The following is a 13,506-nucleotide window of genomic DNA, read 5'->3' as shown; positions in this document are numbered from 1 at the left end:
ACTCAGCCTTCCCGCAAGGTTTGCAGCGGTGGATGTTTCAAGACATTGCGCAAGCCCAGCCAGCCGCCGGCGATCGCGCACAGGGCGCCGGCCAACAGGCCGAAGGCCCACACGCCCGGTGCGAAGCTCCAGGCGAACTTGAACTGGTACGTGGCCAGGGCCCAGCCCATGGCGGCCGCGCCCGTGGCCGCCAGCAAGCCGGCCAGGGCGCCGACGAGCGAGAATTCGATCAGCTGCTCCTGCGCCAACTGGCGCCGCGTGGCGCCCAGCGCCCGCAGCAGTCCCGCTTCGCGCGTGCGCTCTTCCTGCGAGCCCATCAATGCCGCATACAGCACCAGCAAGCCCGACGCCAAAGTAAAGGCAAACAGGAATTCGACGGCCGTGACCACCTGGTCCAGCACGCCCTGGATTTGCTTGAGCACGCCGCCCACGTCCACCACCGTCAGGTTCGGGTAATCGCGCAGCAAGGCGTTGCCCAGGTCCGCCTGCGCCGGCGGCAAGTGAAACGCCGTGATCCACGTCTGCGGCGTGTCCGCCATGGCGGCCGGATTGATGATGACAAAGAAATTGACGCGCATCGAACCCCATTCCAGCTTGCGTAAACTGGTGATGGCCGCTTCGACGCTCTGGCCGGCGATGTCGAAGCGCAGCTTGTCACCCAGTTTCAGCTTCAGGGTCTTGGCGATGCCCTCTTCCACCGACGCCTCAAACGGCGCACCGGCCGCATTGCTGAACCACTTGCCGGCCACCAGCTTGTTTTCCTCCTGCATGGTAGCCATCGTCGAGAGGTTGAATTCGCGGTCGGCCAGGCCCTTGGCGCGGTCGTCCTGGTAAGTTTCTTCCGTGATGGCCTTGCCATTCACGGCCACCAGGCGCCCGCGTATCATCGGATACAAGGGCGCGTTGGCCACGCCGGCCTGCGCCAGGCGCGCGGCGATCGGGTCTTTTTGCTCGGGCAGGATATTGATCATGAAGCGGTTCGGCGCGTCCGGCGGCGTGGCGTTGCGCCAGGCCAGCATCAAGTCGCCGCGCACCACCGTCAGCAACAGCAAGGCCATCAGGCCCAGGGCCAGCGACACCACCTGGATGACGGTGGCGCCCGGACGACGCTGCAAGGACGTGACGGCGAAGCGCCAGCCCTGGTGATTGAAAACGCCGCGCAAGGATTTCAGCGACTTGATGCCCAGCCAGCCGCACAGGGCGAACACGGCGAAGCCAGCCAGGAAGCCGGCCGCCGTCAGCAGCGCCAGTTTCACGTCGCCCGCCTGCCACAAGAGCAGCACGACGAAGGCGGCGATGCCCAGGCCGTAGGTCGCCAGGGCCAGCGCCTGCGGCGGCTCCTGTTCGCGGCGGATCACCCTGTTATGCGGAACATTGCGCAACTGCAAAATCGGCGGCAGGGCAAAGCCCAGCAGCAACAACATGCCGGTGGCCACGCCCTGCAGGGCGGGCAGCAGCGAGACGGGCGGCAAGTCGCTCTGCACCAGCTTGCCCAACAGCTCCAGCAACACCAGGTGGCCACCGAAGCCCACCATCACGCCGACTACGCTGCCGGCCAGACCGACGAGCAGGAATTCGATCACGTACATGGCCGTGACCTGGTTTTGCGTCAGGCCCAGGCAGCGCAGCATGGCGCAGGCATCCAGGTGGCGCAGCATGAAGCGGCGCGCCGCCATGGCCACGGCGACGGCCGCCAGCATCGCCGACAGCAAGCCGACCAGCGACAGGAAACGGTCGGCGCGGTCCAGCGTCGACTGCATCTGCGGGCTGCCCGATTCCAGCGATTCGATGCGCACGCCCTTGATGGCCTGCGTCTTGATCTGGCTTTCCAGCCAGGCTTGATATTGCGCAAGCTCGGCCGCCCTGGCCGGCGGCGCCGACAGCAGCAAGCGGTACGATACGCGCGAACCGTTCTGCACCAGCGCCGTGGCGGCCAGGTCGCTCAAGGGCAGCATCACGCGCGGCGCGAAGTTCAGGAAGGAAGCGCCGCGGTCCGGTTCGGAGGCGATCAGTTGCGTGACGGTAAAGGCCTTGTCGCCCAGTGTCAGGGTGTCGCCCAGCCTGGCGTTCAGGCTGGACAGGATGGCCGCATCGACCCACAGGGTGCCCGCTGCCGGCACCTGGTCGGTTGGCCGTCCCACGGCATCCTGCGCTTCGCTCAGTGCGGTGGTGATCTTCAGCTTGCCCCGCTGCGGGTAGCCGGGCGAGACGGCCTTGATGGACGCCAGTTGCGACGTCGACTGCTCGCCCTCGCCCGCCTGCGCCATGCTGGGAAAGGTCACCGTGTCGGCCAAGGTAAAACCGCGCTTCTGCGCTTCCGCGCGCCAGGCCGCATTGACGGGCTGGTCGGCGCTGATGACCAGGTCGGCCCCCAGCAACTGGTGCGCGTCGCGGTTCAGGCCCGCGCGCAGGCGGTCGACGAAGAAGCCGACGGCCGACAGGGCCGCCACGGCCACGATCAGCGCGACGAGCAGGAAACGCAATTGCCCGGCGCGCCAGTCGCGGCCGGTCATTTTCAGGGAGAGGCGGAGCATGGTCGGCGGGTCTTTATGAACGTTTATTTACAGCGCCGCGCCGTGGGCGGCGGCGTGCCGGGCGAAATACGCATCGACTGTGGCAAGAAACGCGTCTTTCTGCGCCTGCGACAGGAAGGCGGCGATGAAACCGTTGCGCGCCAGGCGTTGCGCGTGGGAAAGGCCCAGCGGCAAGGCATCGAAAATGGCGTCGAAATTGTCGTTCATGTAGCCGCCGAAATACGCGGGATCGTCCGAGTTCACCGTCACCAGCAGGCCCGCGTCGAGCAGTTGCACCAGGTTATGGTCATGCATCTGGTCAAACACGCGCAGTTTGGTATTCGACAGCGGGCACACGGTCAGCGCGATTTGTTCGCGCGCCAGGCGAGCCGTCAGTTCTGCGTCTTCCAGGCAGCGCACGCCATGGTCGATGCGCTCGACGCGCAAATCGTCGAGCGCCGTGCGGATGTAGTCTGGCGGGCCTTCTTCGCCTGCGTGGGCCACCAGGTGCAGGCCCAGCGCGCGACAACGGGCAAACACGCGCGAGAATTTCTCGGGCGGGTTGCCCACTTCCGAGGAATCGAGGCCGATGCCGATGAATTTGTCGCGGTGCGGCAGCGCGTCTTCCAGGGTCTCGAAGGCTTCTTCCTCGCTCAGGTGCCGCAGGAAGCACAGGATCAGGGCCGCGCTGACGGGGCTGTCCTGGCAGGCGCGATGAATGCCATTGATCACGTCGGCCATGGCCACGCCGCGCGCCGTGTGCGTTTGCGGGTCGAAGAAGATTTCCGTGTGCAAGACGTTATCGGCTTCGGCGCGGCGCAGATAGGCTTGCGTCATGTCATAGAAATCCTGCTCTTTCAAGAGCACGCTTGCGCCAGCGTAATAAATGTCGAGAAAAGACTGTAAATCCGTAAAAGCATAGGCGCTGCGCAAGTGTTCTACCGATTCATAGCCCAGCGGCACGCCATTGCGCTCGGCCAGTGCGAAAATCAGTTCTGGCTCCAGCGAGCCTTCGATATGGATATGCAGTTCGGCCTTCGGCATGCCGCGGACGATCGCGCGCAATTGGGAGTTCATCATGGGTGTTCCTTATAGGGTGACGATAAAAGTGCTGGCACGCGCACGCGCGGCGCGCAGGGCCATCAGACATGCAGGCATCTTAGCGCAAGATGGCCGGCCTCACCGGCGCCCGGCCGCCATGGCACTGGCAGCGGCGACGGCATGGCCGGCACCGGCACGCGCTGGCGAATTGTCGTATGATGGATTAAAAGATACAAAAAAGTTCATAGAAATCGATGAAAAATTTGATGATTTATCCAATTAAATCAACAATTTACAAACAAGTATTAAGGATATACCGACATATCTTTTGACTTCCTGATCCTTTAGAGCAATAATAAATTTCATGGGGTAACGGTAGGTGCAACAAGCGCGATCAACAGTGAAAAAAAGCCGGCTGGACACGTCAGCGCACGGCATCAAGCGCCAGTTTTTTGGTCCGGGCAATCCGGACTCGCAAAGACAGCCGGGCTTGAAACAACAATAAAAATCGGTACGGGGTACAGGAAAAGTTCAGACGGCAAGCCCAGGCGAGTGCCAGGCGGGCGGCCATGGTGACTGGCAGTACAGGTTTACATTAAAGGACATTGACATGACCATTTTTGATAACTATGCAGCACGCTACGAGCGCACCCGCGAAGAGGAAATGTCGCTCACCGAATACCTGGCCCTGTGCAAGGAGGACAAGCTGACCTATGCCAGCGCGCCCGAACGCATGCTGGCCGCCATCGGCGAGCCGCAACTGATCGACACGCGCAACGATACGCGCTTGTCGCGCATCTTCGCCAACAAGGTCATCAAGCTCTATCCCGCTTTCCGCGAGTTCTACGGCACCGAGGAAGTGATCGAGCAAGTGGTCTCGTATTTCCGCCATGCAGCGCAAGGCCTGGAAGAACGCAAGCAGATCCTGTATCTGCTGGGGCCGGTCGGCGGTGGCAAGTCGTCGATCGCGGAAAAGCTCAAGTCGCTGATGGAACATGTGCCCTTCTATTGCCTGAAAGGCTCACCCGTCAACGAATCGCCGCTGGGCCTGTTCAACGAGCAAGAAGACGGCACCATCCTGGAAGAGGATTACGGCATCCCGCGCCGCTACCTGCGCAACATCCCCAGCCCGTGGGCCGTCAAGCGCCTGCATGAATACAATGGCGACATCAATCAGTTCCGCGTCGTCAAGCGCTACCCGTCCGTGCTGAAGCAGATCGCCATCTCGAAAACGGAGCCCGGCGATGAAAACAACCAGGATATTTCCTCGCTGGTGGGCAAGGTCGACATCCGCAAGCTGGAAGACTACGCCCAGGACGACCCGGACGCCTACAGCTATTCGGGCGGCCTGTGCCTGGCCAACCAGGGCTTGATGGAATTCGTGGAAATGTTCAAGGCACCCATCAAGGTCTTGCACCCCTTGCTGACGGCCACGCAGGAAGGCAATTACAAGGGCACGGAAGGTTTTGGCGCGATTCCGTTCGACGGCATCATCCTGGCGCACTCGAACGAGTCGGAATGGAAGACCTTTAAAAACAACCGCAACAACGAGGCCTTCCTTGACCGTATCTATATCGTCAAGGTGCCGTACTGCCTGCGCGTGACCGATGAAATCAAGATCTACGACAAGCTGGTGGCCAATTCCTCGCTGGTCAAGGCCCCGTGCGCGCCCGGCACCCTGCGCATGATGGCGCAATTCGCCATCCTGTCACGCCTGAAAGACCCGGAAAACTCCAGCATTTTCTCGAAGATGCTCGTCTACGATGGCGAAAACCTCAAGGATACGGATCCGAAAGCCAAATCCATGCACGAATACGTCGATTACGCGGGCGTGGACGAGGGCATGAATGGCTTGTCGACGCGCTTTGCCTTCAAGATCCTGTCAAAAGTGTTCAACTTTGACAATTCCGAAGTGGCCGCCAATCCCGTGCACTTATTATATGTACTGGAACAGCAGGTCGAGCGCGAGCAGTTCGCGCCGGAACTCGAACAGCGCTACTTCTCCTATATCAAAGAGCACCTGGCGCAGCGCTATGTGGAATTCATCGGCAAGGAGATCCAGACGGCTTACCTGGAAAGCTATTCGGAATACGGGCAAAACATTTTCGACCGCTATGTGACGTTTGCCGATTTCTGGATACAGGACCAGGAATACCGCGATCCGGACACGGGCGAAAGTTTCGACCGCGAATCGCTGAACAATGAACTCGAGAAGATCGAGAAGCCGGCGGGCATCTCCAATCCTAAGGACTTCCGCAATGAAATCGTGAACTTCGGTCTGCGCGCGCGGGCGTCGAACGGCGGCAAGAATCCTGCCTGGACCAGTTATGAAAAGTTCCGCACCGTGATCGAAAAGAAAATGTTTTCGAATACGGAAGAGTTGCTGCCCGTGATTTCCTTCAATGCCAAGGCCAGCGCCGACGATGCCAACAAGCACGCCGACTTCGTGGCCCGCATGGTGGAAAAAGGCTATACGGCCAAGCAGGTACGCCTGTTATGCGAATGGTACTTGCGCGTACGCAAGTCATCCTAGCGCGGACAGCGGAGGCGCGCTCCCGCCCGGCGACTGGCGGGAGCGCGCATGACGAGAGGCAAGGAGGCACCCTTTGACATACCTCATCGACAGGCGCTTGCAAAGCAAGAATAAATCCGCCGTCAACCGCGACCGCTTCCTGCGGCGTTACAAGGGCCAGATCAAGGATGCCGTGGGACGCGCCATCAAGGGGCGCTCGATCACGGACGTCGAGAATGGCGAAAAGGTCAGCATCCCCGTCAAGGACGTGGGCGAACCCTCGTTCGGCCACGCGCATGGGGGCGTATGGGAAGTGGTCAATCCCGGCAACAAGGAATACCTGAAGGGCGACCAGATCGCCCGGCCGAAAGGCGGTGGGGGCGGGCGGGGCAAGGCAGGCAATAGCGACGAGACGACGGAAGACGACTTCATCTTCGAATTGTCGCGCGAAGAATTCATGAATTATTTCTTCGAGGACTTGGAATTGCCGCACATGGTGAAAACCCAGCTGACGGCCACCACGGAATTCAAGAACCAGCGCGCCGGCTACAATATGTCGGGCACGCCATCGAACATCCATGTGCTGCGTTCCCTGCGCGGCGCGCTGGGGCGGCGCATCGCCGTGGGCGGCGGCGCCCGCAAGCAACTGGCAAGGGCCGAGGAAGACCTGGCTACCCTGCTGCACGAAGGCGTGCCCGACAGCGACCCGCTGGTGGTGGAACTGCGCCGCCTGATCCACCACCTGCATACGCGCTTGCTGGCAATTCCCTTCATCGACCCGTTCGACTTGCGCTACAGCAACCGCATCAAGGTGCCCAAGCCCATGACGCAGGCCGTCATGTTCTGCATCATGGACGTCTCCGGCTCCATGGACGAATCGCGCAAGGACACGGCCAAGCGCTTCTTCATCCTCTTATATCTGTTCCTCAAACGCGCCTACGACAAGATCGAGGTCGTTTTCATCCGCCACCATACGGCGGCGGCGGAAGTGAACGAGCATGAATTCTTCAATTCGCGCGAATCGGGCGGCACCGTGGTGTCTTCCGCCCTGCACTTGCTCAACACCATCATCGACGAGCGCTATGGCGCCGGGCAATGGAACAGCTATGTGGCGCAGGCGTCCGACGGCGACAACTGGGACAACGATTCCGTGCTGTGCCGCCAATTGCTGATCAACACCATCCTGCCCAAGGTGCAGTACTACACCTATGTCGAGATCACGGACGGCCCGCAGCAAAACCTGTGGGAGCAATATGCGGGCGTGCTCGACCATCATGCCCATTTCGCCATGCAAAAGATCGTCACGCCGGCCGATATCTACCCGGTCTTCCGCGAACTGTTCAAAAAACAGGTGAAATGATGAGTGCAGCCTTTGACCGCGCCAGCAACACCCCGGGCGAACCGTTCGTGCGCCTGCGCCACCCGAACGCGCTGCCCGAGCAATCGGAATGGACGTTCGAGCTGATCGAGCAAATCCACGAGGAAATACGCCGCGTGGCGAAACAGTTCGGCCTCGATACCTATCCGAACCAGCTGGAAATCATCACGGCCGAGCAGATGATGGATGCCTACACCTCGGTCGGCATGCCTGTCTCTTACAACCATTGGTCGTTCGGCAAGCATTTTCTTTCCACCGAGAAAAGCTACAAACGGGGCCAGATGGGCCTGGCCTACGAGATCGTCATCAACTCGAACCCGTGCATCGCCTATTTAATGGAGGAAAACAGCCTGACCATGCAGTCGCTGGTGATCGCGCATGCGGCCTATGGCCACAACTCCTTCTTCAAGGGCAACTATCTGTTCCGCGCCTGGACGGATGCCGATGCCATCATCGACTATATGGTGTTTGCCAAGAATTACATCGCCGAATGCGAGCAGCGCCATGGTGTCGATGCGGTGGAATTGCTGCTCGACTCTTGCCACGCCATCCAGAACTATGGCGTGGACCGCTACAAGCGCCCGGCGAAACTGTCGATGGCGAAGGAATATGCGCGCCAGAAAGAGCGTGAAGCGTATGTGCAGTCGCAGATCAACCAGCTGTGGCGCACCCTGCCCCGGCGTGAAGATGACGAGGACGAAGACGATCAGCGCAAGGCCGCCCCCCGCTTTCCGCCCGAACCCGAGGAAAACCTGCTGTACTTTATAGAGAAGTACGCGCCGCTGCTGGAACCGTGGCAGCGCGAGATGGTGCGCATCGTGCGCAAGATTTCCCAGTATTTCTATCCGCAGCGGCAAACCCAGGTGATGAACGAGGGTTGGGCCACCTTCTGGCACTACACGATATTGAACCAGTTATATGACGAAGGCGTGGTGGGCGACGGCTTCATGATGGAGTTTCTGAAAAGCCATACCAACGTGGTCTATCAGCCGCCCATCGACAGCCCCTACTACAGCGGCATCAACCCGTATGCGCTGGGTTTTGCCATGATGAGCGACATCCGCCGCATCTGCGAGCATCCGACCGACGAAGACCGCGCCTGGTTCCCCGACATCGCCGGCAGCGACTGGCGCAAGAGCTTGGACTTTGCCATGCGCAATTTCAAGGATGAAAGCTTCATCGCCCAGTATTTGTCGCCGCGGCTGATCCGCGAATTCCATTTCTTTGCCGTGCTCGACGACGACAAGAATGAAAAACTGGCCGTTTCCGCCATCCACGACGATGCCGGTTACCGTTATGTGCGCCAGCAGCTGGCCGAACAGTACAACCTGGGCAACCGCGAGCCGAATATCCAGGTCTGGTCCGTCAATACGCGCGACGACCGCGCATTGACCCTGCGCCACACGCAATTCCTGCGCCGTCCGCTGAACCAGCAGGCCGCCGAAGTGCTCAAGCATGTGGCACGGCTGTGGGGCTTCGATGTGCACCTCGATACGGTCGATCCGCAGGGCGTCGTCCTGGGCACCCTGAATTGCCGGCGCGAGAAGCGCAACCGGCGCGACGATGCACCGGCACGGCCATAAGTAATCTTATTGATAATTATTTTGGCAAGAATATAAGCCCATCCTATGCCTCCATAGGAATTCCGTATGGCCTGGCGACGTCGAAACGTCCGCCAGGAAGGTCTTTTTTGACCTGGGTGAAGTACCTTTCGCACCCGATTGGTGCGTGCCCATGACTAAGTGGTCTGGTACCGAGGTAAAATATTTCCATAAGGAAATATTTTTCTCCAAATTTAGCGGTTTCCATATTGAATATCACGAAATATAATTCCGCCATATGGGCACATCGGAGAACTTAGCAGTGGTCGCCGAAAACGGCTGCAAAAAACCGATAAGACCGCCTTTTTTTATGTCCGAAAGCGTGCAAAGATGACATAAGCAAGTACGTTTTCAGGGCGCAAAAGCGCCAAAAATTTAACCGGTTTTAGGCGTTAAAAATCTGTGTAAAATAAAGAATTCGTATGTATAATTCGGCGACGTCCCGGATACGGCTGGAGCTTTGTGTCGTCATTTTGGGGTTCAGTTGCAAGACAAGAGATGGTATTTGGAGAAAGCAGGCATGAATTTTTCGAACGAGAAAAGTCCCAAGAACTACACAGGCATCACTGTCGTTGTCCTGCTGCACGTTCTCGCGGCTTACGGGATCGCGACGGGCTTGGGCAAACGGTTGGTCACCAAAATGATGGAACCGGTTGAAACCAAGATTATCGAGGAAGTCAAACCGCCTCCACCGAAGGATCTTCCACCGCCACCACCGCCGCCAGAAATGAAGGCGCCACCGCCGCCATTCATTCCGCCAGTCGAGGTGAACGTGCAGCAGCCGCCACCACCGCAAAACGTGATTGCAAATACGACTGCGGTGAAGCCAGCCACGACTGTATTGGCGCCGCCAGCACCGCCTGCACAGCCTACGCCAACTCCTGGACCAGCCAAATCGGTGCGTACACCGGCCGTGGTTGACTTCAGTGTCTGCGAAAAACCGGCTTATCCAAAGTCGTCGCAGCGCAATGAGGAAACCGGCGTGGTGACGCTGTCGTTCCTGATCGGTGTAGACGGCAAGGTCGCTGATTCGAAGATCGTGAAGTCCAGCGGCTTCAGAGACCTGGATAAAGCCGCGGTGCAAGGTATCAGCCGCTGTACATTTAAGCCGGCAACAGTTGACGGTAAGGCCGAACAAGGCTGGCAGCAAATGCAATACGTTTGGTCGCTGGATTAATACCCGAGACAGTTATCCCCTGTCTCACACTATGATTTCGTTGTCATTACGTTCAGCGATCTGTTATTTTTAATTTTGGAGGAAGCATGTTTAAGAATACCCGTTTGTCCGCATTTTTTGCCGCGGTTCTGTTGTCCGTTACCGCTACTACCGCTCTGGTAGCAGCTCCGGCATTCGCTGACGCGCCAGCATCGGCTGCCGCTTCGGCTCCTGCGGCAGACGCTGCACCAGCACCAGTTGCCGCAGATGCAGCCGCTCCAGCAGCAGACGCAGCAGCTCCAGCCGCCGATGCAGCCGCTCCAGCCAAAACCGAAGAAGTGCACAACCCGTTCGGCCTGTCCGCAGTATGGGACGGCGGCTTCGTGCCACGCGCTACCCTGATCATCCTGTCCATCATGTCGATCGGCAGCTGGTACATCATCATCACCAAGCTGATCGATCAAATGAAGATCTTCAAGCAATCTAAAGAAGCCGCTTCCAAATTCTGGAAAGCGCCTTCGATCGCTGCTGGCTCGGCAACCCTGAGTGAAGGTTCGCCATTCCGCTTCATCGCTGAATCGGGCACCAAGGCAACCGCGCACCATGACGGCGCCCTGCTGGAACAAATCGATCTGTCGACCTGGGTGACGATGTCGATCCAGCGCGCTTCGGACAAAGTCCAATCGCGTCTGCAAGATGGCCTGTCGTTCCTGGCAACCGTTGGTTCGACCGCACCGTTTATCGGTCTGTTCGGTACCGTTTGGGGTATTTACGGCGCGCTGACCGCTATCGGCATGACCGGTAACGCATCGATCGACAAAGTTGCAGGTCCAGTTGGTGAAGCCCTGATCATGACCGCTTTCGGTCTGCTGGTCGCCGTTCCTGCCGTTCTCGGTTACAACTGGCTGGTGCGTCGTAATAAAACCGCAATGGAAGACATCCGCTCGTTCAGCGCCGACGTTCACTCGGTTCTGGTTTCCGGCGTCATGTCGACCAGCGAAGCTGGCCGTGCTGCCGGCGCTAAAAAGATCGGATAAGAATCATGTCGATGTCCGTCGGCTCCGACAACGGAGATGAAGATCAAGTAATGTCAGAAATCAACACGACGCCGCTCGTCGACATCATGTTGGTTTTGCTGATCATTTTCTTGATTACGAGTCCGGTTGTCCTCAAGCTGCAGAAAATCGATCTGCCGATTGAGGCCAATCAAGCCCTGCAAACCAAACCAGAGAACGTTAACATCGTTGTTAACAAGGACGGCGAGATTTACCTGGGCCAGACCAAACTGAAAGACACGAACGAACTGTTCGATTATCTTAAAGTTGAAGCAGTGAAAGTACCGCAGCCGGAAGTACACGTTCGTGGCGACCAAGAAACACGCTACGAATCGATCGGCCGGGTTATTTACACGACCCAACGTGCCGGGATCCAGAAGGTTGGCTTCATCACCGAACCACCTGACAAGGGCTGATAGCAACTGGCAGCGGCGTCCCGGCAACTCGGGGACGCCACTGCCGGAAGCTGACCGGGCGGCAGTTTCGCCCGGTGCTTCGTTGGACTTCTTAAAGGAAACACTATGAGTATGAATGTCGGTTCGGGAAGCGCAGCAGGCGCGGATCCGGAACCAATGATGGAACTGAACATGACGCCCCTCATCGACGTGATGCTGGTGCTGATTATCATGTTGATCATCACGATTCCTAAGCAAAACCACTCGGTGAACTTGAACATGCCGGTCGGCACCCCGCCGCCACCGACAACCGAACCAGTGGTCGTCACGATCGATGTCGATTTTGATGGCACGATCCTGTGGGACAATCAGGTCGTTCCTGACCGCGCTTCGCTGGAAGCCAAGCTGAGCAACGTTGCTGCGCAAGCAGATCAGCCGGAAGTGCATTTGCGTCCGAACAAGCTGGTGGAATATAAAGTCGTCGCCGGTGTGATGGCGTCGGCGCAGCGTCTGGGCGTGACCAAAATCGGTCTGGTCGGCAACGAGCAATTCCAGTAAGCTACAGCAATCAGGTTCTCTTTACATCCGAATAGGCAGGACTTCCTGCCTATTCGCTTTTTACTGAAAGACTTTCTCATGTCCAAGTTTCGTCTCGCTCATCTCGGCCTCGTCATGGCCGCTATCGGTTTTACCGCAGCAACTCCCGTAATCGGCCTGGGCTCGCTGGCATACGCCGCAGACACCGTGCGTGCCGAAGTGGGCAAGCCACTGCAAGAAGCGCAAAAACTCGTTAGCAGCGGCAAAAACAAGGAAGCGCTGGCCAAGCTGCGCGAAGCTGACAACGTCAGCAACAAGACCGCCTTTGAAAGCTATCAGATCGAGCGCGTGCGCGCCTCGGCCGCTGCTGCCGCCGGCGATAACGGCGCCGCCATCAAGGCTTTTGAAGCCGTCATCAATTCCGGCCGCCTGAGCGCCGCCGAAGCCCCCAAATTCACGCAAGCGCTGGCAGGCATGTACTACCGCGCCAAGGACTGGCCCAATACCATCACCTGGATCAAACGTTCGCTGAAAGACCGCGAAGACTCGCAGATGCGCGAACTGCTGATCCAGACCTACTACGTCAGCGGCAACTACGCCGAAGCGGCCAAGGAACTGCAAGCGCGCGGCGGCAACTCGGAAGGGAGCCTGCAAATGCTGGCCAACATCCAGTTGAAGCAAAACGACAAGGCCGGCTACGTGGCCACCCTGGAAAAACTGGCCTCGGCTTATCCGAAAACCAGCTACTGGGCTGACCTGCTGAACCGCGTTTCGGGCAAGCCTGGCTTCTCGCAACGCCTGGGCCTGGACGTCCAGCGCCTGCGCCTGGCCAACGGCCTGTTCACCAAGCCGTCCGAATACATGGAAATCAGCCAACTGGCCCTGCAAGCGGGTAATCCTGGCGAAGCGTTGAGCATCATCGAGCAAGGCTACAAAAAAGGCGTGCTGGGCACCGGCGCCGATGCCGCCCGTCACCAGCGCCTGAAAGACCTGGCCCTGAAAACCCAGGCTGACCTGAAAGCCAGCGCGGCCAAGTCGGAAGCGGAAGACGTGAAGAACAAGGACGCCGACAGCTTGAGCAAGCTGGGCTTCGCTCTGGTGTACGATGGCCAGACCGACAAGGGCCTGGGCTTGATGAACGACGCCGTGAAGATGGGCACCGCCAAATATGCGGAAGAAGCCAAGCTGCATCTGGGCATCGCCTACCTCCACGCAGGCAAGAAAGCCAACGCATCGACTACGCTGAAAACTGTCAAGGGTACCGATGGCGCGGCAGACCTGGCACGTTACTGGATACTGATGAATAAATAAGACGACA

The 13,506-nt window shown here is 58.8% G+C and carries 11 protein-coding genes; 9 read left to right on the top strand and 2 right to left on the bottom strand.

Annotation, left to right across the window (positions count from 1 at the left end):
- Positions 1-2: 2 nt before the first annotated feature.
- Positions 3-2,534: an ABC transporter permease gene (locus CSZ94_RS02020; RefSeq protein WP_102119973.1), complete on the bottom strand. Its 2,532-nt coding sequence runs from the start codon at positions 2,532-2,534 to the stop codon at positions 3-5.
- Between the two features lie 27 nt (positions 2,535-2,561).
- Complete coding sequence (locus tag CSZ94_RS02015) at positions 2,562-3,593, bottom strand: adenosine deaminase (RefSeq protein ID WP_102119972.1); 1,032 nt, start codon at positions 3,591-3,593, stop codon at positions 2,562-2,564.
- Here CSZ94_RS02015 and CSZ94_RS27500 point away from each other — a divergent pair.
- The 9 genes from CSZ94_RS27500 (at position 3,592) to CSZ94_RS01975 (ending at position 13,499) form a co-directional block, all read left to right on the top strand.
- Positions 3,592-3,837 (top strand): hypothetical protein, encoded by a 246-nt coding sequence (locus tag CSZ94_RS27500; RefSeq protein WP_146009713.1) that lies wholly within the window; start codon positions 3,592-3,594, stop codon positions 3,835-3,837. The two genes, CSZ94_RS02015 and CSZ94_RS27500, sit on opposite strands and share 2 nt — an antisense overlap.
- Before the next feature lie 327 nt (positions 3,838-4,164).
- Positions 4,165-6,087, top strand: coding sequence for a PrkA family serine protein kinase (locus CSZ94_RS02010; RefSeq protein ID WP_102119971.1), 1,923 nt, complete (start codon positions 4,165-4,167; stop codon positions 6,085-6,087).
- 73 nt (positions 6,088-6,160) lie between these two features.
- Positions 6,161-7,426, top strand: coding sequence for a YeaH/YhbH family protein (locus tag CSZ94_RS02005; protein WP_102119970.1), 1,266 nt, complete (start codon positions 6,161-6,163; stop codon positions 7,424-7,426).
- Complete coding sequence (locus tag CSZ94_RS02000) at positions 7,426-9,027, top strand: SpoVR family protein (protein ID WP_102119969.1); 1,602 nt, start codon at positions 7,426-7,428, stop codon at positions 9,025-9,027. The genes CSZ94_RS02005 and CSZ94_RS02000 overlap by 1 nt, the downstream gene beginning before the upstream one ends.
- 538 nt (positions 9,028-9,565) lie before the next feature.
- Positions 9,566-10,222, top strand: a complete 657-nt coding sequence (locus CSZ94_RS01995) for an energy transducer TonB (protein WP_102119968.1) — start codon at positions 9,566-9,568, stop codon at positions 10,220-10,222.
- Between the two features lie 86 nt (positions 10,223-10,308).
- Positions 10,309-11,238: a MotA/TolQ/ExbB proton channel family protein gene (locus CSZ94_RS01990; protein ID WP_258000727.1), complete on the top strand. Its 930-nt coding sequence runs from the start codon at positions 10,309-10,311 to the stop codon at positions 11,236-11,238.
- A 5-nt stretch (positions 11,239-11,243) separates the two neighbouring features.
- Positions 11,244-11,672 (top strand): ExbD/TolR family protein, encoded by a 429-nt coding sequence (locus CSZ94_RS01985; protein WP_102119966.1) that lies wholly within the window; start codon positions 11,244-11,246, stop codon positions 11,670-11,672.
- A 105-nt stretch (positions 11,673-11,777) separates the two neighbouring features.
- Positions 11,778-12,209, top strand: a complete 432-nt coding sequence (locus tag CSZ94_RS01980; protein WP_180977327.1) for an ExbD/TolR family protein — start codon at positions 11,778-11,780, stop codon at positions 12,207-12,209.
- A gap of 78 nt (positions 12,210-12,287) precedes the next feature.
- Complete coding sequence (locus tag CSZ94_RS01975; RefSeq protein WP_102119964.1) at positions 12,288-13,499, top strand: tetratricopeptide repeat protein; 1,212 nt, start codon at positions 12,288-12,290, stop codon at positions 13,497-13,499.
- Positions 13,500-13,506 lie beyond the last annotated feature (7 nt).

Source organism: Janthinobacterium sp. ROICE36 (assembly GCF_002869965.1).
Lineage (GTDB): Bacteria > Pseudomonadota > Gammaproteobacteria > Burkholderiales > Burkholderiaceae_D > Janthinobacterium.
Note: the sequence above shows the minus strand (reverse complement) of the source record. Positions and strands in the feature narration are given on the sequence as shown.

Coding starts and splice junctions, on each gene's coding strand:
- CSZ94_RS02020 (WP_102119973.1), bottom strand. CDS start 2,534: ATGCTCCGCCTCTCCCTGAAAATGACCGGCCGCGACTGGCGCGCCGGG.
- CSZ94_RS27500 (WP_146009713.1), top strand. CDS start 3,592: ATGGGTGTTCCTTATAGGGTGACGATAAAAGTGCTGGCACGCGCACGC.
- CSZ94_RS02015 (WP_102119972.1), bottom strand. CDS start 3,593: ATGATGAACTCCCAATTGCGCGCGATCGTCCGCGGCATGCCGAAGGCC.
- CSZ94_RS02010 (WP_102119971.1), top strand. CDS start 4,165: ATGACCATTTTTGATAACTATGCAGCACGCTACGAGCGCACCCGCGAA.
- CSZ94_RS02000 (WP_102119969.1), top strand. CDS start 7,426: ATGAGTGCAGCCTTTGACCGCGCCAGCAACACCCCGGGCGAACCGTTC.
- CSZ94_RS01995 (WP_102119968.1), top strand. CDS start 9,566: ATGAATTTTTCGAACGAGAAAAGTCCCAAGAACTACACAGGCATCACT.
- CSZ94_RS01990 (WP_258000727.1), top strand. CDS start 10,309: ATGTTTAAGAATACCCGTTTGTCCGCATTTTTTGCCGCGGTTCTGTTG.
- CSZ94_RS01985 (WP_102119966.1), top strand. CDS start 11,244: ATGTCGATGTCCGTCGGCTCCGACAACGGAGATGAAGATCAAGTAATG.
- CSZ94_RS01980 (WP_180977327.1), top strand. CDS start 11,778: ATGAGTATGAATGTCGGTTCGGGAAGCGCAGCAGGCGCGGATCCGGAA.
- CSZ94_RS01975 (WP_102119964.1), top strand. CDS start 12,288: ATGTCCAAGTTTCGTCTCGCTCATCTCGGCCTCGTCATGGCCGCTATC.